18 protein-coding genes and 1 other RNA gene are annotated in these 20,660 nt (G+C 44.7%); 3 read left to right on the top strand and 16 right to left on the bottom strand.

Translation table 11 applies throughout. From position 1 onward, the window contains the following. Positions 1 to 62: 62 nt before the first annotated feature. The 16 genes from ftsZ to rsmI form a co-directional block, all read right to left on the bottom strand. Entirely contained in the window at positions 63 to 1,205 is a 1,143-nt protein-coding gene (gene ftsZ / locus E5A76_RS08110; RefSeq protein WP_008987911.1) for a cell division protein FtsZ, read from the bottom strand. A 32-nt stretch (positions 1,206 to 1,237) separates the two neighbouring features. Further along, a complete protein-coding gene (gene ftsA / locus E5A76_RS08105; protein WP_053988065.1) occupies positions 1,238 to 2,494 on the bottom strand; it encodes a cell division protein FtsA in 1,257 nt (418 codons plus the stop codon). 12 nt (positions 2,495 to 2,506) lie between these two features. Further along, positions 2,507 to 3,292 carry a cell division protein FtsQ/DivIB gene (locus E5A76_RS08100; RefSeq protein ID WP_053988064.1) on the bottom strand — a complete coding sequence of 262 codons (786 nt, stop codon included), beginning with the start codon at positions 3,290 to 3,292 and terminating at the stop codon, positions 2,507 to 2,509. 277 nt (positions 3,293 to 3,569) lie between these two features. Continuing rightward, positions 3,570 to 5,033 carry a UDP-N-acetylmuramate--L-alanine ligase gene (gene murC / locus E5A76_RS08095; RefSeq protein WP_053988063.1) on the bottom strand — a complete coding sequence of 488 codons (1,464 nt, stop codon included), beginning with the start codon at positions 5,031 to 5,033 and terminating at the stop codon, positions 3,570 to 3,572. Between the two features lie 15 nt (positions 5,034 to 5,048). Further along, positions 5,049 to 6,113, bottom strand: coding sequence for an undecaprenyldiphospho-muramoylpentapeptide beta-N-acetylglucosaminyltransferase (gene murG, locus E5A76_RS08090; RefSeq protein WP_053988062.1), 1,065 nt, complete (start codon positions 6,111 to 6,113; stop codon positions 5,049 to 5,051). Then, positions 6,100 to 7,410, bottom strand: coding sequence for a cell division protein FtsW (gene ftsW, locus E5A76_RS08085; RefSeq protein WP_053988061.1), 1,311 nt, complete (start codon positions 7,408 to 7,410; stop codon positions 6,100 to 6,102). Before ftsW ends, murG begins: the two co-directional genes overlap by 14 nt. Next, positions 7,410 to 8,750 (bottom strand): UDP-N-acetylmuramoyl-L-alanine--D-glutamate ligase, encoded by a 1,341-nt coding sequence (murD, locus tag E5A76_RS08080; RefSeq protein ID WP_161118598.1) that lies wholly within the window; start codon positions 8,748 to 8,750, stop codon positions 7,410 to 7,412. Before murD ends, ftsW begins: the two co-directional genes overlap by 1 nt. Positions 8,751 to 8,752: 2 nt before the next feature. Next, a complete protein-coding gene (gene mraY, locus E5A76_RS08075; protein WP_053988059.1) occupies positions 8,753 to 9,835 on the bottom strand; it encodes a phospho-N-acetylmuramoyl-pentapeptide-transferase in 1,083 nt (360 codons plus the stop codon). Beyond that, positions 9,835 to 11,217 (bottom strand): UDP-N-acetylmuramoyl-tripeptide--D-alanyl-D-alanine ligase, encoded by a 1,383-nt coding sequence (murF, locus tag E5A76_RS08070; RefSeq protein ID WP_161118597.1) that lies wholly within the window; start codon positions 11,215 to 11,217, stop codon positions 9,835 to 9,837. The genes mraY and murF overlap by 1 nt, the downstream gene beginning before the upstream one ends. Then, positions 11,214 to 12,731 (bottom strand): UDP-N-acetylmuramoyl-L-alanyl-D-glutamate--2,6-diaminopimelate ligase, encoded by a 1,518-nt coding sequence (murE, locus tag E5A76_RS08065; RefSeq protein ID WP_161118596.1) that lies wholly within the window; start codon positions 12,729 to 12,731, stop codon positions 11,214 to 11,216. The genes murF and murE overlap by 4 nt, the downstream gene beginning before the upstream one ends. 3 nt (positions 12,732 to 12,734) lie before the next feature. Then, positions 12,735 to 14,483, bottom strand: coding sequence for a penicillin-binding transpeptidase domain-containing protein (locus tag E5A76_RS08060; protein WP_161118595.1), 1,749 nt, complete (start codon positions 14,481 to 14,483; stop codon positions 12,735 to 12,737). A 1-nt stretch (position 14,484) separates the two neighbouring features. Next, complete coding sequence (gene ftsL, locus E5A76_RS08055) at positions 14,485 to 14,805, bottom strand: cell division protein FtsL (protein ID WP_008987900.1); 321 nt, start codon at positions 14,803 to 14,805, stop codon at positions 14,485 to 14,487. Next, on the bottom strand, positions 14,802 to 15,749 hold the full coding sequence (rsmH, locus tag E5A76_RS08050; RefSeq protein ID WP_161118594.1) for a 16S rRNA (cytosine(1402)-N(4))-methyltransferase RsmH: 948 nt from the start codon (positions 15,747 to 15,749) through the stop codon (positions 14,802 to 14,804). Before rsmH ends, ftsL begins: the two co-directional genes overlap by 4 nt. Positions 15,750 to 15,763: 14 nt before the next feature. Further along, positions 15,764 to 16,222, bottom strand: a complete 459-nt coding sequence (gene mraZ / locus E5A76_RS08045) for a division/cell wall cluster transcriptional repressor MraZ (RefSeq protein ID WP_161118593.1) — start codon at positions 16,220 to 16,222, stop codon at positions 15,764 to 15,766. Between the two features lie 267 nt (positions 16,223 to 16,489). Then, positions 16,490 to 16,878: RNase P RNA component class A (gene rnpB / locus E5A76_RS08040), an RNA gene on the bottom strand. Positions 16,879 to 17,025: 147 nt separating this feature from the next. After that, complete coding sequence (gene rsmI / locus E5A76_RS08035; protein ID WP_161118592.1) at positions 17,026 to 17,886, bottom strand: 16S rRNA (cytidine(1402)-2'-O)-methyltransferase; 861 nt, start codon at positions 17,884 to 17,886, stop codon at positions 17,026 to 17,028. 103 nt (positions 17,887 to 17,989) lie between these two features. Between rsmI and E5A76_RS08030 the strand changes: the two genes are divergently transcribed. Genes E5A76_RS08030 through E5A76_RS08020 form a run of 3 tightly spaced genes read left to right on the top strand, consistent with a single transcriptional unit; the run spans position 17,990 to position 20,659 of the window. Further along, the gene (locus tag E5A76_RS08030; protein WP_053988097.1) at positions 17,990 to 19,714 is read left to right on the top strand and encodes a penicillin-binding protein activator; all 1,725 of its coding nucleotides are present in this window, start codon (positions 17,990 to 17,992) and stop codon (positions 19,712 to 19,714) included. Continuing rightward, a complete protein-coding gene (locus E5A76_RS08025; protein ID WP_258178288.1) occupies positions 19,707 to 20,066 on the top strand; it encodes a YraN family protein in 360 nt (119 codons plus the stop codon). The genes E5A76_RS08030 and E5A76_RS08025 overlap by 8 nt, the downstream gene beginning before the upstream one ends. A 2-nt stretch (positions 20,067 to 20,068) precedes the next feature. After that, on the top strand, positions 20,069 to 20,659 hold the full coding sequence (locus E5A76_RS08020; RefSeq protein ID WP_008987894.1) for a phosphoheptose isomerase: 591 nt from the start codon (positions 20,069 to 20,071) through the stop codon (positions 20,657 to 20,659). The last annotated feature ends 1 nt before the right edge of the window (position 20,660 follow it).

Genomic DNA, 20,660 nt, shown 5'->3' with positions numbered 1-20,660 from the left:
AAATATGACACTTCCTTTTTACTTTTCGCGTTAAAGCAGTTTTACCCTATTAACTATAGATATTAATCAGCTTGTTTACGTAAAAACGCAGGAATATCTAAGTAATCATGATCAGCTTGTGGCTTAGCCGCAGTCGCTTGACCATCATTGTTAGTTACTGTTTTCTCTTCTGCAGCAACAGTTTTTTCTTGTGCTACAGCAGCTTGAACAGGCTTAGATGATGTTACTAGCGTAATGTCTGGCTTCACTTCTTTGCCGATACCTGTTGCAACTACAGTTACACGTAGTTCATCAGTCATCTCTGGGTCTAGAGAAGTACCGATAACAACAGTTGCATTGTCAGATGCGAATGCTTTCACTGTGTTACCCACAGTTTCAAATTCGTCTAGACGCATATCCATACCAGCAGTGATATTAACAAGAACACCACGAGCACCAGCTAGATCGATATCTTCAAGAAGTGGACTTGAAATAGCCATTTCAGCCGCCTCTTCAGCACGGTCATCACCAGATGCAACACCGCTACCCATCATCGCATGACCCATTTCAGACATCACTGTACGAACGTCAGCAAAGTCGACGTTGATCATACCAGGACGCGTAATTAGCTCTGCAATACCTTGAACAGCGTTCTTAAGAACGTCGTTTGCTTTTGCAAATGCGTCAAGCAGTGTGATACCACGACCAAGTACTTTAAGTAGCTTCTCGTTTGGAATCGTAATTAATGAGTCAACGTGCTTAGAAAGCTCATCGATACCTTGCTCAGCAAAAGCCATACGCTTCTTACCTTCGAAGCTAAATGGTTTAGTCACCACCGCAACAGTAAGAATACCTAGCTCTTTTGCCACTTCTGCAATGATTGGAGCAGCACCTGTACCAGTACCACCGCCCATACCCGCTGCAATGAAGATCATGTCAGAGCCTTCAAGCTCTTTCTTGATTGCTTCACGGTCTTCTAGCGCAGAATCACGACCCACTTGTGGGTTAGCACCCGCACCCAAACCTTTAGTGATATCACCACCGATTTGAATAACTGTACTTACGCTTGTTTTACGTAGGGCTTGTGCATCAGTATTTACACTAATGAACTGAACGCCTTCGATAGATTCACGTACCATGTGATCGACAGCATTACCGCCGCCGCCGCCAACGCCAATGACCTTAATTACAGCTTCATCAGACATTTCCATCATCGGTTCAAACATGTGTTCTCTCCGTTATCCTGTTCGCATCAGGTTTAAAATTCTTTTTTTAACCAACCACTAATTCGAGAAAATAAACCAGAAACCGAACGTTTTGGCTCTAATTCATTTTCATCAAATGATTGACTGTCCTTTCCGTAGTGCAGTAATCCTACTGCGGTTGCGTAAGCTGGAGACTGAACATAGTCAGTCAATCCACTTAGCTCTAAAGGTTGACCAATACGCACTTGGTGACGGAAAACTCGCTCAGCGCACTCAGTTAAACCTTCCATTTGTGCAGCGCCCCCAGTTAGGACGATGCCCGCTGCTAAGTGGTGTTTAACACCCGCTTCACGCAACTGTTCTTGTACTGTTAACAGCTTTTGATTAACCAGCCCCAGCAATTCGCTGTAACGAGGCTCTATCACTTCTGCCAGTGTTTGGCTTTGCAAGCTGCGTGATGGTCGACCACCCACACTAGGGACATCAACTTTGGCATCTTTACTCACCAATTCACTTAGCGCACAACCGTATTTCACTTTAATATCTTCAGCGTCACCCGGTGGTGTACCAAATGCATAAGCAATATCACTGGTAACCACATTACCCGCATACGGAATTACTTCCGCATGACGTAATGCGCCACCAGACCAAATAGCCAGATCCATCGTACCGCCGCCGATATCGACCACGCATACACCTAGCTCTCGCTCATCTGGTGTCAGCACAGCGTAGCTTGAGGCTAATCCTGAGAAAATCAGATGATCAACCGTAAGACCACAACGCTCTACTGCTTTCACGATGTTTTTCGCCATGTCATTGTGACACGTGATCAAATGAACGCTGGCTTCCATACGAACCCCAGACAAACCAACAGGGTTTTTAATGCCCTCTTGATAATCAATAGCAAATTCCTGAGGAATTACATGCAAAGTTCGTTGTTCATCGCTTAATTTTACTGACTTCGCCGTATGAATAACATTGTCGACGTCGTCTTGAGACACTTCTTTTTCAGAAATAGGCACCATGCCTTTTTCTGTTTGGCAACTAATATGTTTACCTGATAGCGACAGGTACACGGAACTGATTTGGCACTCAGCCATTAATTCAGCTTTATCAACAGCGCGTTGAACTGACTTAACCACTGATTCGAGGTCATTCACCCCACCTTTGTCCATTCCGCGTGACGGACTGCTTCCCATACCAATAACATTTACAGTGTTATCAGGCAGCACTTCCCCAACCAAAGCCGTAACTTCGGATGTGCCGATATCAAGACCAACGATAAGTTTTTGATCTGCAGCCTTAGTCATTAACACACGCTCTTATTTGGTAGCTGATGCATTAGCATCATGTTCCGGTATTGTTTTCCAACCCACAGCTGCGCCAGTATCGTAACGCAAATCCACATAATCTATCGGTTTACCCAGTTTTACTAGTTCTGGATAAATTTCAATAAAACGCTTAAGACGCTCCATTCGCGCCTCTTGACCTAACTTAAGCGTGATGCCATTCGATAGCAGTATCCGCCAAGCCCGACGTTCATTTAATGATAACGACGCGATACTTAAGCCAGCGTTTTTCAATACGGGACGCATTTCTCGCAAGGCTGCTAATACCTCAGGACTACTTGCCTCAGGGCCAGATAGATTAGCAAGGTTTAAATCGGCAACTTGCTCAGCAGGCGCTTTAAATACTTGACCATCTGTGTTGACCAAATATTTATGATCCCATTGCGCTACTGGTTGGTTTTCTACAATGAAAACTTTTATTGTATCAGGCCATTGTTTACGTACAGAAGCATGGGCTACCCAAGGTAATGCTTCTATATGCGCCTGAATTGTATCCACATCTTGGGTCATAAAGGTACCAAGATGATCGATAGTTAATATTGCCTGGCGTACATTGTCTTTGGTTAGATAATGCAATTGCCCCTGAATCACTAATTGTGACAAAGGCAGTCGGTTTGTATCTGTCATCCAGTCCTTTGTTGCACTGAATAACCAAACCGTGAAACCAATGACAAAGATGAAAAACGCCAATCCTCCCCAGCGCGAACGCTTTTTCGGAGATGGGAGTACATGCTCTTGGTCTACGACTTCTTCAGTCATTGTTTACTATTCGCCTTACCATTTCAGCTTCACCCAACCTTTCGGTACAAATAAGCTGTCAGCTATCACAGGTATAATAAGCAAAGTTGAACGATTATACCGAGCAACTCGACCCACTCCAACACTCATTAGGCGTTTTCGACGCATAACCTGAGAATAATTTTGTGTATACCTACCCAAATATCGAAAAAAGTAGCATAACTGGCTATTGTGTAGACAATCTATAGCCAGTCATTACCATTTACTTACAGCTGAATGCTTGACGTTTATAACAAACTTATACGTCTTTTTGCATGATCTCGATATTTAGCTTCATATCTGCAAGCTGACGCGCTATTTTGCCGACATCACCTGCACCTTGTGTCAAAACTAAATCATCATTTTGAATAATATTCGCCAAGACTGCGGGTAATTCTTCTTTTTCAGGTACGAAAATAGGATCAATCTTACCGCGAGAACGAATGGTTCGACATAAAGCTCGACCATCCGCACCAGCGATTGGTGCTTCGCCTGCTGCATAAACATCTAGCATCACTAGCACATCGACTTGATCCAGTACATTTGCAAAGTCATCGTATAAATCACGAGTACGGCTATAACGGTGCGGCTGGAAGATCATCACTAGGCGTTTATCTTCCCAACCAGCGCGTGCAGCTTTGATCGTTACATCTACTTCGCTTGGGTGGTGACCATAATCATCCACCAGCATCACTTTACCATTGCCCGTCTCAAACTCACCTAGATGATCAAAACGACGGCCAGTACCTTCAAACTCAACCAACGCACGTAAGATAGCATCATCATCAACGCCTTCTTCAGTTGCAACAGCAATTGCCGCTGTCGCATTCAATGCATTATGTTTGCCTGGAATATTTAACGTAATATCCAGCGCAGGTTTGCCTTTACGTAGTACTGTAAAGTGACCTTGTTGACCTGTTTGGGTGTAGTTAACTAAACGTACATCTGCATCTTCTGCAAAACCATACGTCAGCATTGGACGACCCACTCGTGGTAATAATTCACGTACCACAGGATCATCAATACACATTACGGCTAAACCATAAAACGGTAAATTATGTAGGAAATCAATGAAGGTTTGCTTTAATACTTCAAAGTCACCGCCATAAGTGTCCATATGATCGGCTTCAATGTTAGTAACCACACACACCATAGGTTGTAGGTGCAAGAACGACGCATCACTTTCGTCCGCTTCTGCAATCAAATAACGGCTACAACCTAAACGAGCATTGGTACCTGCACTTTTCACTAAACCACCGTTAACAAACGTTGGATCGAGACCTGCTTCAGAATAAATTTGTGTCGTAAGTGCCGTCGTTGTGGTTTTACCATGTGTTCCCGCAATAGCAATACCATGACGGTAACGCATTAGCTCTGCCAACATTTCAGCACGGCGAACAACGGGAATACGTAGCTCTGTTGCCGCCATTAGCTCTGGGTTTTCTTTGCTAATAGCCGTTGATGCTACCACGACGCTTGCGCCTTGTACGTTTTCAGCTGAGTGACCAAAGAAGATCTCTGCACCTTTTGCTGTTAGACGGTTAGTCACGGCATTAGGCGCAATATCAGAACCACTAATACGGTAGCCTTCGTTTACAAGCACTTCAGCGATACCGCTCATGCCTGCACCACCAATGCCAACAAAGTGAATTCGCTCTACACGGCGCATCTCAGGCACCATTGTACGAATTTTTGCTAATTGCTGGTTATCCAGTTTACTCATCACTTTGTTCCCGTCTTAATTTTTTGCCAGTGATTTAATCACAGTCGCCACACGTTCATCAGCATCAAGAATGGCAGCATCACGTGCTGCACATGCCATTTGCTCTAACGCATGACGATCTAATTGTTGTATTTCTTGAGCTAAACCTGACACGGTCAGATCCATTTGCTCAATCATTTTGGCTGCACCACACTGTACCAAATGATCAGCATTTAACGCTTGCTGGCGATCTTTATGCATAAATGGAACAAAAATAGCACCCACACCCGCTGCAGATAGTTCTGAAACCGTTAATGCGCCTGAACGACAAACCACAAGATCTGCCCAGCTGTAAGCTGCAGCAACATCATCGATGAACTCGGTGACTTTGTGTGGAGTAGAAGTTTGCTCGGTATAAGCTTGCTCAGTAGATTGTTGACTACCTTTACCCGCTTGATGCCAAATCGTCACGCTATCACCTAACACTTTTGCCACTTCTGGCATAGTTTGGTTCAAAATACGTGCACCTTGGCTGCCCCCCATCACTAGAATGCGAATAGGACCAGTGCGTTCAGCAAAACGCTCTGAAGGCGCAGGCAAGACAGTAACATCATGACGAACAGGGTTTCCCACTACTTCTTTGTTTGGGAATGCACCTGGAAAGGCTTGCAGTACTTTAGCTGCAATTTTAGATAGCCACTGGTTAGTTAAACCTGCTACTGCATTTTGCTCATGCAGTACAACGGGTACACCTGATAACCATGCAGCGACGCCGCCAGGGCCACTCACATAACCGCCCATACCAAGCACGACATCAGGTTGCCATGCTTTGATGTATTTACGAGCTTGTAAAATAGCGCCAACAATTTTAAAAGGCGCGGTCAGTAAGCGCAGTACACCTTGACCACGTAAGCCTTTCACTTTAATGAAATCAATTTCAATACCATGTTTTGGTACTAAATCGGCTTCCATACGATCTGCGGTACCTAGCCAGCGGATCTCCCAGCCTTCTTGCTGTAATTTCTGTGCAACGGCAAGTCCTGGAAAAACGTGACCACCAGTGCCACCTGCCATTACTAATAAACGTTTATTCTTTGTCATGAGCGTCTTTTTTATCGTTCTCTAATTGAGTAGGCTCATCAAGTAAAGCCTCTGGGTCAATCGCAATTTGCTCGACTGCACCATCCATATTATCCAGTGCTTCGTCATCCACTTCAGCTGGCTCGTCAGATTCAAATTTGGCAGCAATACGCTGCTCAAAATCGATACGGATCAAAATAGCAACAGCTGCTGCCATAATAAACAGACTGGAACCACCGTAACTGATCAACGGCAATGTTAGACCTTTTGTTGGAACAATACCGGCTGCAGCACCTACGTTTACAAGGGTTTGGAATGCGAACCAAAAACCGAAACCAAACGCAAGGAAACCACCAAATAATTGACCTGTTTCAAGACATTTACGTCCGATCATTAAGGCTTTGTAAACCAGTGCAAACAGTAAGCAAAGCACCACAATCACACCAGCAAGTCCTAGCTCTTCTGCTAGTACAGCAAATACGAAGTCAGTATGTGCTTCAGGAAGGTAAGCCAGTTTCTGAATCGAGTTACCTAGCCCTTGTCCAAACCATTCTCCACGACCAAACGCCATTAAGGATTGGGTTAGCTGATAACCACTGCCGTAAGGATCTTGCCATGGGTCGAGGAAAGATGTAACACGGCGCATACGGTAAGGTTCTAAAATGATCAAAAAGGCAATACCAACAAGGGCAGTACCTAGCATCATTAAGAATTGCCATAATTTGGCACCGGCAATAAAGAGCATGCCGACAGTACCAACAAACATTACTACGGATGAGCCTAAGTCAGGCTGCATCAACAATAGCATACACAGAATACCAAGTACGCCAAGCGGCTTTAAAAAGCCAATAAAAGTACCACGGACTTGGTTGTACTGACGAACAAGATAACCTGCGAGGAAAATAAACAGTGAAAGCTTTGCCACTTCAGCTGGCTGTAAGTTGAAAATACCTAGCGGGATCCAACGTGCCGCACCGTTAACCGAACGACCGATGATTAGCACGACAGCCAGTAAGACTATCGATATAAATAACATCGGCACACTTAATTGCCTCCATCTTGCTAGCGGTACCTGCAATACAATAGCACCGATCACTAAAGCACCCAGCAAAAAGAATGCATGACGATAAGCAAAATAAAAAGGAATGCCAGTAAGGCGTGTCGCTACAGGTACAGAAGCCGATGTCACCATTACAAGGCCGGTGATCATCAATGCAATCGCAATCCAGACTAATTGGCGATCATACAAACAGGGCTTACTTGGTTTAACAAACCAGCCCCCCACTGCAGCGAATCCATTACGGATCATTTTAAACATTAACTATTTCCTGAAACCGAATCTTGTAACTTAATCGCTTGCTCAACAAACGCATCGCCACGTGCCATAAAGTTGGCAAATTGATCCCAACTAGCACAGGCAGGAGATAACAACACCATATCGCCAGATTGGACGCGATGGCTCACTTGCTCCATTGCTTCGCTCATCGTTTCAACACTGATAACGTTATTAGTTACATCATCAAATAAGTGTCGATCTCGACCAAAGCTATAAAGCTGTACGTTTAAGTCAGCAAGAACCGGTTTTAGTTCACTAAACTCCGCACCTTTGCTATCACCACCCATTAATAGGTGCAATTTACCATCAAGCTGTAAACCATTTAATGCTGCTAAAGTACTTGCAAGGTTAGTGGCTTTTGAGTCATTGACCCAGCGTACACCATGACGATTAACCGCTAATTGGCAACGGTGAGCAAGACCTGTGTAATGCTGCATTGCACGGCATGATGCGTCACGCGAAATACCAGCTGCATCAGCAAGCGCTAATGCCGCTAAACAGTTCGCTACATTGTGACGACCTACTAAAGCAATATCAGCGACCGCCATCACCGCCTCACCGTTTACAGCTAACCACTCTTTGCCATCGACTAAAACGATGCCATAAGCCTTGTCATCAAAGCCAAAACTTGTCATCTCACCATTAAAGTGAGCAGGTTTTGTGGCTAAATCATCACGATTGAACACAGCTAGTTGTGCGTGATCAAAAATACGCATTTTTGCTTGGCTGTATTGTGCTAATCCGCCAGGATAGCGATCCATGTGATCTTCAGAAAGGTTAAGATAAACCGCTGCGGTTAATTCAAGAGAGGATGTGGTTTCTAGTTGAAAGCTAGAGAGCTCTAGCACATATAACTGATGTTGCTGCACTAGCATATCCAGTGCAGCAAAGCCGATATTGCCGCCAACACCGACATCAATACCCGCTTCTTTTGCCATTTCGCCCACAAGGCTCGTTACGGTACTTTTACCATTAGAGCCTGTGATCGCAACGACAGGTTTATCCACTTCACGAGCAAATAGCTCAATATCACCAATGATTTCTACGCCCGCTTCAGCAGCGAGTACAAGCTCTGGCGTTGCTAATGCAATACCAGGGCTTGCAATGATCATGTCAGCGGACAATAGCCATTCGGTATTCCATTGCCCACTACATAACGCTACCGACTCAGGCAGTTGATCTTGGCCAGGTGGATTGTCACGGGTATCAATCACTTTGATGGTCAATGATTGCGGTAAACGCATTAAATGATTAACAACAGAGAGCCCTGTCATCCCTAGACCGATCACAACGACCGTATTCACACCAGCCAAGCCTTTCATTTTTAACGTACCTTAAGTGTTGCTAACGCAATCAATACCAACATCAGTGTAATAATCCAAAAACGCACGATAACTCGTGGCTCTGGCCAGCCTTTTAATTCGTAGTGGTGATGGATCGGTGCCATACGGAAAATACGTTGACCACGTAGTTTGTATGAGCCGACCTGTAGGATCACCGATACAGTTTCCATTACAAATACACCGCCCATGATCACCAGCAGTAGCTCTTGACGAACTAATACTGCAATCGTACCCAGTGCACCACCTAATGCTAGTGAGCCAACATCGCCCATAAAGACTTGTGCTGGGTAAGTGTTAAACCATAAGAAGCCAAGACCTGCACCAACGATAGCCGTACAAACAATCACTAACTCGCCAGCATCTTTGATATAAGGAATATGAAGGTATTCTGCGTAATTAAAGTTACCTGTCGCCCATGCAATAAATGCAAGACCCGCTGATACCATCACGGTTGGCATGATTGCTAAACCATCAAGGCCATCGGTTAGGTTTACTGCGTTACTGGTACCAACAATCACAAAGTAAGTCATGATGATGTAGAACAGACCAAGCTGAGGCATGACATCTTTAAAGAAAGGCACAACCAATTGAGTAGCGGCTGTATCTTTACCGTAAGCATATAGCGCAAAAGCAACGACTAATGCGATAGCTGACTGCCAGAAGTACTTCCAACGGGCGATCAAACCATCGGTATTTTTACGTACCACTTTACGGTAATCATCAACAAAACCCACAGCACCATAGCCAAGCATCACAACCAGCACAGCCCAAACATAAGGGTTAGCTAAGTCACACCATAGCAATACAGTGAAAGTGATCGCAGCAAGGATCATAATACCGCCCATGGTTGGCGTACCACGCTTGCTAAAGTGAGACTCAGGGCCTTCGTTACGCACAACCTGACCAATTTGCAGCATCTGCAAGCGGGCAATTAAACGAGGCCCCATCCATAACGAGAAAAGTAACGCTGTTAGAATACTCATGATCGCTCGGAACGTGAGGTACTCAAATAAGCGGAAAAATGGGATTGTTGACTGAAACTGTTCAGCTAACCAGTAAATCATTATTTATCATCCTGCAATGCTGCAATAACGTCTTCCATTTTCGAGCTTCGAGCACCTTTTACAAGCACCGTCACTTGCTCAAAGTCTGGTTGACTAAAATGTTGTTGTAATTGTTGTTTAAGTAATGCGATCAGTGCCGTTTTATCGGTAAAGTGTTGCCCTTGGTTTAGTTCGCTAACCACTGCACTTGAACGACCAAACGTCATCACACAATCAAGCTGTTTTGCTTGCGCATATTCACCCACTTCACGGTGAAGATTATCGCTTTCTTCACCCAGTTCAGCCATATCCCCTAAGATGAAATAACGCTGACCTTGGAAATTGGCTAATACATCAATTGCGGCTTTTACTGCAGCAACACTGGCGTTGTACGTATCATCAATCAGACGTAAACCCGCACGAGGCTCGGTAATATCTAAACGACCTTTCACGTTCGCCATGGTCTCTAGCCCAGCTTTCACTTCTGCAAGTGTTGCACCTAACGAAATAGTTAATGCTGCTGCTGCCAGTGCATTCGCCACATTGTGCATACCCGCCAGGGTTAGATTCACTTCAACCTTGCCAATCGGGGTGCACATTGTAAAACAGGCTAACCCTTGAGTGTTAATGTTTATCTGCTCGGCATGGTAGTCGGCGTCAGGTGCGGTTACAGAGAAAGTAAGCACTTGATGCTGTGCAAGCAATGGCTGCCATAGCGGTAAGTCATTCGAATCAAGGTTAACAATAGCAATCCCACCATCACTTAACCCTTCGAAGATTTCACCTTTCGCTTTTGCCACACCTTTAAGTGAACCAAAACCTTCCAGATGCGCTGCCGCCAAATTATTAATAAGCGCGACATCAGGCTTAACTAAATGAGTGGTATAAGAAATCTCTTGTTGGTGATTTGCACCGAGCTCGATCACAGCGTATTGGTACTCAGGCGTTAAACGCAGTAGCGTTAATGGTGCACCAATGTCGTTATTAAAGTTGCCCGCTGTCGCTAATACATTGCCTTTGGTTGCGAGAATAGCTGCAGACATTTCTTTTACTGTGGTTTTACCGCAGCTACCTGTTAGCGCTAATGTCTTTAAACCGTGTTTTTGAGTCATTTCCGCTTTTAGCCATGCGCCCATTTGCCCTAAAGCAATACGGGTATCTGTCACAACTAACTGAGGTAACTCGACAGGTAAGCGTTTACTTACCAATAGAGCTTTAGCACCGTTATCTTTCGCCGTTTGGCAAAAATCATGAGCATCAAAACGCTCGCCTTTTAAGGCAATAAACAGCGTTTCGGCAGAGATATTTCGCGTATCGGTTGATACCGCAGAAATTGATGTGTCCGCACCAATAAGCTCGGCATTTAATACCGATGCAAGCTGACTTAATTGAACCTCAATCATGCCAATTCCTTTAATAATGCAGCAACCGTTTCACGGTCAGAATAATGGATCGTACGATCCGCTAGAATTTGATAATCCTCATGCCCTTTACCTGCCACTAAAATAATGTCTTGGTGAGAAGCATGAGTAAATGCATGGCGACAAGCCGTTGCACGATCGTGGATTACTGATGCAGATTGAGGCGCGTTTAGACCAGCCAACATATCTGCAATAATTGTCTTAGGATCTTCACTGCGAGGGTTATCATCAGTCAGAATAATTTGATCGGCAAGGCGCTCAGCAACCTCTGCCATCATTGGGCGTTTACCGCTATCGCGATCGCCACCACAACCAAAGATACACCATAGCTTTCCATCACAATGTACACGCAGAGCTTGCAATGCTTTTTCTAATGCATCTGGTGTGTGAGCATAATCGACCACCATCATCGCTTTGTCATTGGCTTGAAAAACTTCCATTCGACCAATCACCGCCTGTAGTTGCGGTGCTTTTTCAAGTAAGTCAGCCATAGGATGACCTGTCGCTAATAACGTCGCCAATGCCAGCAATAAGTTAGTGACATTAAATGAACCAACTAATGGTGCGGTAAATTTGCCTTGCCCCCAACTAGAATCAAAAGCAATGGTGACACCTTGGGTACTGAACTGCACCTCTGTTGCCCAAAGCTTTAAGCCCGTATGCTCAGCAACCGCCTCAGGTTCAATAGCAACGGCAACAGCATGCGTTAAGTCATGGAGCCACTTAGCACCGACAGCATCATCTGCATTAATGATCGGCACACCCGCATCATGCTCAGTAAACAAAGACTTCTTTGCATCAGCATAATTTTGCATGTTGCCATGATAATCAAGATGATCACGACTTAAATTAGTAAAAATACTCGCTTTGAAATGCAGATCACGTACTCGACCTTGAACAAGGCCATGAGAAGAGACTTCCATCGCTGCAAAATCAGCGCCTTGCGCCACTAAATCCGCTAACGTTTGCTGGATCTCAATCGCACTACCCGTGGTATTTGCCGCAGGCTTTAGATCAGTAAGTAAACCATTACCTGTGGTCCCCATCACACCAGCTTTATAGCCAATAAGATTTGCCCATTGCGCTAATAATTGGCTGATCGTGGTTTTACCGTTAGTTCCCGTTACCGCATACAGTGCAAGTTGCTGATCTGGTTCACCATAAAAGCGCCCAGCAATCGAAGATAACTTTTGATTTAAATCCTGCAAGTAGACAATACATGTACCGTCTTGCAGCACAATATCACCATCTTGTGCAACACCATCAGCTTCTGCAATCACGGCAGCAGCACCAGCCTTAATCGCCGTTTCAATAAAACGACGACCATCAACCGTATGTCCTTTTACAGCAGCAAACAAGCTACCTGCGGCAACTTGTCGGCTATCCAATGTTATCGCGCTAATCTGGCAATCAGTAAGTTCAAGAGGCAACTTATCTTTTGCTAACCAAGGTGATAACAGCATCTCTAATTTCATCATAATGCGTGACGATGCCATTATTTACGCTCCCTTATCGACTTTATGTAAGGTATTTGCATCAGGCGGCACGTTCAGAATTTGTAATGCACTACCTAATACTTTTGACAGAATTGGCGCAGCAACCGCACCACCATAGTAAACCTTACCTTTTGGCTCATTCACCATCACCACAATTGCTAAGCGCGGGTTACTGATCGGTGCAACACCCACGGTGTATGAGAAGTAATCATCACCATAACCACCAGCAATTGCCTTTTTAGCCGTACCCGTTTTCACACCAACACGGTAGCCAGGAACAGCTGCACGCCAACCACCGCCGCCACCGGCTTTGTCGGTTACAGATTCAATCATTAACAAGATTTTCTTAACGATCTTAGGATCAAGTACTTGCTCACCCGGTACCACTTTTTCCGTTTTTAAAATAGATAACGGACGCTTGATACCGTAAGCACCTAGCGTTGTGTAAGCGTGAAGTAGCTGAAGTGGTGTTAACGATAAACCATAACCATAAGCAAAGGTTGCACGTTCAATATCAGACCAACGAGAACGGTTTGGAAAGTGGCCTGTTGTTTCACCAATTAAGTTAATGCCCGATGGCTCATCAAAGCCCACTTTACGATAAGTATCAATCAAGTAATCCACCGGCATCGCCAGTGATAACTTAGTCACACCAATGTTACTCGATTTTTGCAAGATACGTTGTACAGTTGCCATCGGCTCAATACGTGATACGTCAGTGATCACCTTGCTGCCTACTCGGAAATGCTTACCTGGGATCGAAATCAGCGTATGTTCATTCGCGATGCTATGCTTCATCGCAGTGTAAACCACAAATGGCTTCACCGTTGAGCCTGGCTCAAAGGTATCAGTGATCACACGGTTACGCATTTTGTACGGCTGGCGATCATCACGGTTATTCGGGTTGAAAGATGGCGCATTGACCATCGCGAGAATTTCACCCGTTCGCACATCAGAAATAGCAATACTAACGGACGTTGCTGGAATATCTAACACACCCTCTTTAGCTGCACGATAAGCAACAGCCTGAATGCGTTGATCAATACTTAATTGCAACGGTTTGCCCGGCTGGCGTTTTTGTTGTGAGATATTTTCAACCACACGACCGTAGCGATCTTTACGCACTGTTCGGCGCCCCGGCTCACCGGTTAACCAACCGTCATAGGTTTTTTCAACACCATCAAGGCCGTGACCATCAATACCTGTGAAACCTAGTAGATGGGCACTTACTTCACCCGATGGATAAAAACGACGAGATTCATCTTTAAGGCCGATACCTGGCAGCTTTAGTTTATGAACATAGTTCGCCATCGCAGGGCTAACTTGGCGGGCAAGATAAATAAATTTACGTTTTTTCTTAGAATCTAATTCATGTAGCAACCAACTACGGTCAAGGCCTAATACATCAGCCAGTGCATGCCATCGTTCAACATCACTCAAACCGCCATGCTTAAAAATTTCAGAAGGGTTAGCGAATACGGCCTGAACAGGCACACTCACGGCTAACTGCTCACCATTTCTATCGGAAATAATACCGCGAGCTGAAGGCATTAATTTAGTACGTAGTGAACGTGCGTCACCTTCTTGAATAAGGCGGCCCGGTTCAAGGACTTGGATATACGCGGCGCGAGCAATAAGGCCAAAGAAGCCTAACAAAACAAAAATACACACAACCGTGAAGCGCCATTTAATCAAGGGCTTTGCTTTTTTAGTTGCACTGTTCTTAGACTTCGAACGATTAAATAACTTCATATTATTGAATTACGACTTCACTATCGGCAGATGGACGTTGCATTTTGAGTTCAGTTTCTGCTAATCGTTCGATTCGACTGTGCTCTGCAAGTGAATTTTCTTCGAGGATTTGATTTCGCCATTCCACATCATAGCCTTCACGCTCAGTTAATAATTGCTCTTGTTTAACAATTTGTTGGCGTGTGTCGTGAGTGATATACACCACTGAAAGTGCCGATGCGAGAATAGCAAAGGTTAGAATGAGTGGAACAAGCCCGACTGTAACGAGATCTCGTCCAATCAGGCGTGCCAGATTCAATGATGATTCTGTAGGTTGTTTCATAGACGTTCAGCCAAACGCAGTACCGAGCTACGTGCTCGTGTATTATGACCTAACTCTGTTTGCGATGGTTTAATCGCTTTACCTACGGTTTTAAGCGCAGCACTGCCTAGTGCTTTAATTTGCTCTTCCGTTAACGGTAAACCGGCTGGTACTTCAGGACCTTTGCTTTCCTTACGGATAAAGCGTTTCACCATACGATCTTCTAGAGAGTGGAAGCTGATCACCGATAAGCGACCTTCAGGAGCTAAAATATTCACGGCACCATTTAGGGCTGTTTGGATCTCATCCAACTCACTATTGATGTAAATACGAATAGCTTGGAAACTGCGTGTTGCAGGGTGTTTATGCTTGTCTTTAAATGGTGAAACTTCAGCGATTAGGCTCGCTAACTGACGTGTACGTGTTAACGGCTCTTTTTCAGGATCTTCACGATGCTCAACAATGCCACGAGCAATACGTTTAGCAAAACGTTCTTCACCAAACTCTTTTAGCACCCAAGCAATATCATCCGCTTCCGCTTCCGCCAACCATTCAGCGGCCGACTGACCTGATGTTGGATCCATTCGCATGTCTAGTGGGCCGTCACGCATAAAGCTAAAACCACGCTCAGCGTCATCTAACTGTGGTGACGACACCCCAAGATCGAGTAACACACCATCAACACGACCAATCAAGTCACGCTCTTCCATGTATTTCTCCATACCAGAGAAAGGACCATGGATGATTTCAAAGCGCGGATCATTGATCTTCTGAGCTTCGGCAATGGCCTGAGGATCGCGATCAATACTGTATAGACGACCATTCTCACCTAACAGAGAAAGAATAAGGCGGCTATGTCCCCCACGGCCGAAGGTACCATCGATATAAATACCGTCAGGTTTAATTGCTAGTCCGTCTACAGATTCATGAAGTAAAACGGAAACGTGCTCAAATTGTTCAGACATAAATATAAGTTCAGCTAAAGTGAAAGCTCACTAAGGCGCGATGATTGTGCTAACGCGTCCTCAGCCTGAAGGTTGATATCGAGTTCAATTTGCTGTTGCCATAACACATCAGACCAAATTTCAAATTTATTGAGTTGGCCAACAAGCATGATTTTATCTTGTAAGTGAGCGTATTGTCGTAAGGTTGGTGAGAGTAAAATTCGTCCCTGTCCATCCATTTCACATTCACTTGCATGGCCAAGCAACAATCGTTGAATTCGGCGCTCTGCAGGGTGAAGGCTTGATAATGTCGCTAACTTCGCTTCTATGTGCTCCCATTCATTGATGGGATAAAGCAACAAGCAAGAAAACTGGTGATAAATAGTGCAAATGAATAAGCCGCCACATTGTTCGGTGATCCATTGTCGATAACGTTTCGGGATCGCTATGCGTCCTTTGCTATCAATAGATATCGATGTTGCGCCTCTTAGCATTTTTTAGTCCATTCCATGATACTAAAAATCAGTGATTGATACTGACTTTAGCAGAATAAAAACAGAGAGAATGAGACTGCACCACTTTTCCCCACAAATTCCCACCACAAAGTGTACGTATGAGACAAAAACGATGTCAAGCGCATGGCCTTAATTCAAACAGAGTTCTAACACTCCATTGTTTGCTATGCGTAATGTAATGCTTTTATGGGGGAATAAGACGAAAAAAAGGTGGTGTTTGTTATCCAAACACCACCTTCTCTAAATGTAGGGAGTCGGTCGATAAGCCGGGTTTTGTTCCGCTTGCGCGGCGGCAATCATTCATCTAGGTCTGCAATCGCTCACAGACTCAAGCAACCTACCCGTCCCCAACGCGGGCCGCGCCATTAGGGACCTATTTGGTCTTGCTCCGGGTGGAGTTTACCGTGCCACGAACTATTACTAGACGCGCGGTGCGCTCTTACCGCACCCTTTCACCCTTACCTGTGCACCACTGCGAACAATGGGCCATCGGCGGTTTACTCTCTGCTGCACTGGTCGTAGGCTTTCGCCCCCCAGACGTTATCTGGCACCCTGCCCTATGGAGCCCGGACTTTCCTCCCCTTCATCAGTCTCCCAAAGGACATCAATGAAGCAGCGATCACCTGACCAACTCCGAGGCGGATTGTATAAGACAACCATCACAGTTACCAGTGAAAAACGAAACAAAGTCACAGCATGAGCAAAAAAACAGCAAAAGCGTTTATTGCTCACGTAATTTCATCTTAATCGATGCACTTTTATTCCCTTCTCCGCCATCTCAATTATTCGAGATGCTCTAACCCCCACTTGTACAGTGCGTTCTTCTTAGCACCGTGAATTTCAGCGGTTAGTGCCGCTGCTTTTTTCAATGGTAATTCTTTCGCAAGTAAACCCAGCGTACGCAATGCATCAGCAGGTAATTCATCTTTTTGTGCACGGTGACCTGCAATCAATACCACCATTTCACCACGTACTCGGTTACTGTCTTCAGCCAACCACTCAATTAACTCTCCTAGTGGTGCACCATGAATTGTTTCATAAGTTTTTGTTAACTCACGCGCTAATACTACTTGGCGTTCGGCACCAAGCACGGCTAACATATCACTCAGGGAATCATTAATGCGATGTGGCGATTCGTAGAAAATCAGCGTTCGTTCATCATTCGCTAACGCTTGAAAACAGTCTCGGCGACCTTTACTTTTGGGTGGTAAAAAGCCCTCAAAACTGAATCGGTCTGAAGGTAAACCAGCACCGCTCAAAGCAGTGATCACTGCACATGGGCCAGGTAATGGCACAACTTTAACACCCGCTTGACGACAGCGATTCACAAGATGATACCCTGGATCACTTATCAGCGGAGTACCAGCATCAGAGACCAACGCAATGCTAGTACCTGACTGAAGCTTCTCGATCAAAAAATCAGCTTTTTGCTGTTCGTTATGATCATGAAGCGCAAAGGTGCGGGTTGAGATAGAGAAATGGGATAACAAGCGTGATGTATGGCGAGTATCTTCAGCAGCAATCAAATCAACATTTGCTAATACGTCTAATGCTCGTTGGGTTATATCAGCCAAATTACCGATGGGTGTAGGTACGATGTACAACGTAGCAACATCAACCATGCTTGAATTGGTTTCACTCATTTGTCTTAGATCTCATCTGCAATTAATATCAAGAGTAATTTGTCACAGTTGAATGAATTCAATGCCCAATTTTACCCATAAGCGTAAAAGTGTATCACGACTGATGGCGCCTGTAGCCCTTGCTGTAGTTTTAGCAGGCTGTAGTACGCCAAACCTGTATAACCAACAGGCTCCGTTAACTGATATCACTGCGGCAGCCGCTCAAAGCTCAGCCGCTTACCTCAGTAAAGCTCAAGCCAGCAAAGGTGCCGAGCGCATTAACTGGGAAATTCTAGCTCTTAAGGCCATGATTGAAGAAGGCAAATGGCAGCAAGCTGACCAACAAATTGCCAAACTTTCACAACAATCAATGAGCCCATTGCAAATTGCTGAATGGCAACTTGCACGCGCAGCTGTGCGTTATCATCAAGGGCAATACCAAGAAGCACTAAACAGCTTAAATTTCCAACCATCTTGGCAGTTAACGAAGAGTCAATACCGACGCTATCACACTTTCCGTGCTGAATTATTAGATCAACTTAATCACCAATTTCAAGCCGCGCGTGAACGCAGTAAACTTGATTTCTACTTAAGTAATGATCAAAAAGCAGCAAACTGGAACAATCTATGGCATGACTTATCAGGCTATTCAAATACACAACTGAGTAATGCCAAAATTGGTAGCGATGAAAGTGTATTGAAAGGTTGGGTTGAATTAGCCATGTTGAAAAACAGTGCTGCTCGCCAACCAGGCAAACTAAAAGAAGCCGTGGAGCAATGGCTAAGCCAACATCCATATCATCCAGCTAATCAGTACTTACCGACTGAACTTGAAGCGGTGATGAACTTAAAAGCAATCAAACTTGATAACGTAGCGCTATTACTACCATTGTCAGGTCGTTTTGCTGCGCAAGGTAAAACCGTGCGTGATGGCTTTGTTAATGCAATGATGGATGATGCTAGTCGTGGTACAGATACCGATCTGAATATCTACGATACTGAAGCAGAGCCAATGGCTTCGATCATGGCAAAACTACAACAAAACGGTACTCAGTTTGTTGTGGGTCCACTTCGTAAAGATAAGATCCTTGAGTTCCAACGTGATAACACCACGCACATCAATACATTAGCGCTAAACCTTCCACCAGAGATCAATAACAATCACCCGAATGCATGTTATTTTGCGCTATCACCTGAGCAAGATGCAGAGCAAGCGGCTGAGCGTATCTTTAATGAAGGCCATCGCAATCCGGTGGTATTGGTACCTGGCAATAGCTATGGTCAACGTGTAAGCGCTGCATTTAACCAAGAATGGTCGAGCTTAAATAGCCAGCCAGCACAAGTGGTAACTTTTGGCTCTCGCGGTGAAATCCCACAACAGATCCGTCAAGCATTTGGACGAGCTCCAGGTAGCCACACTGATGCGATCTACGTTATTGCCAGTAAAACAGAGTTAATGACCATCAAGCCATTTATTGAAGCGTCATTGCCTGCAAGTGGTAACCCACCACAAATTTACGTGAGCTCTCGTAGTAACTCAGACAATAAATCAAACTCTCCAGAGATCCGTGGTTTAGAAGTGGGGGATATTCCACTACTGATCAATCCACCTGCAGATTACATGGCACGTTTCAATCAACTATGGCCAAATGAGGGAAATACCAGTATTCGTCTTCATGCCTTTGGTATGGATGCTTACCTGTTAAGCAAAGAGCTGCCACAAATGCGTACGATGAGTGATTACACCACTCAAGGCGCAACCGGTAAATTAAGTGCTGATAGCCAATGTGTTATTCATCGCCAAATTGACTGGGGTAAGTTCACAGCAGACGGTATTCAACCTGAATAAACGCCAGCAAGGTCAAGCTTATGAACGGATGGCGGAGCAGTTTCTGTCTCGCCACCGTCTTAAGCTTGTTGAACGAAATTTTAGCTGTCGCAGCGGTGAAATAGATTTAATTATGCGACAGGGTAAATGTTTTGTTTTTATTGAAGTAAAATACCGAACACATCGCCATTTCGGTTCGGCTTCAGAAGCGGTGAATTGGCACAAACAACAGAAATTAAAACGCACCGCCCTTTTTTGGTTACAAAAAAATGGCTTTTCAATTGATCAAACGGAATGCCGATTTGATGTCGTGACAATTGAAGGTCAAGAACACCATATTGAGTGGCATACCAACATCTTAGTTGAAGGTTAATCATGCTAGATAGCATTCGTGAAAGTTTTACCGAAAGTATTCAAACTCAAATTGCCGCCGCAGAAGCTCTGCCAGATTCCATTTCCAAAGCAGCCCAAGTGATGGTGCAAAGCCTTTTAAACGGCAACAAAATTTTATGTTGTGGTAATGGTGGCTCAGCTGCTAACTCACAGCACTTTGCCTCTTGTTTGATCAACCGTTTTGAAACTGAACGTCCAAGCTTACCAGCATTAGCATTAACGGCAGATACTACGATCCTCACCGCTGTTGCTAACGACTACCACCATGATGAAGTGTTTTCAAAGCAAGTACGCGCTTTAGGTCAAGCCGGTGATATTTTATTTGTATTATCAACCAGTGGTAACAGTAAAAATATTATCAAAGCGATGGAAGCGGCACTAACACGTGATATGACCATTATTGCTCTAACAGGTAAAGATGGTGGTGAAATGGCCGGATTACTGGGCATACAAGATGTTGAGATCCGAATTCCCTCTCAGCGCACAGCCCGTATTCAAGAAGTGCATTTACTTACTGTACACTGCCTTTGTGATCTCATTGACCAAGTACTATTTCCCCATCACGAAGGATAAA

The organism is Photobacterium lucens (genome assembly GCF_009873615.1).
In the GTDB taxonomy this organism is placed as follows: domain Bacteria; phylum Pseudomonadota; class Gammaproteobacteria; order Enterobacterales; family Vibrionaceae; genus Photobacterium; species Photobacterium lucens.
The sequence above is the reverse complement of the archived record's forward strand: the minus strand, read 5'-3'. Positions and strand labels throughout refer to the sequence as shown.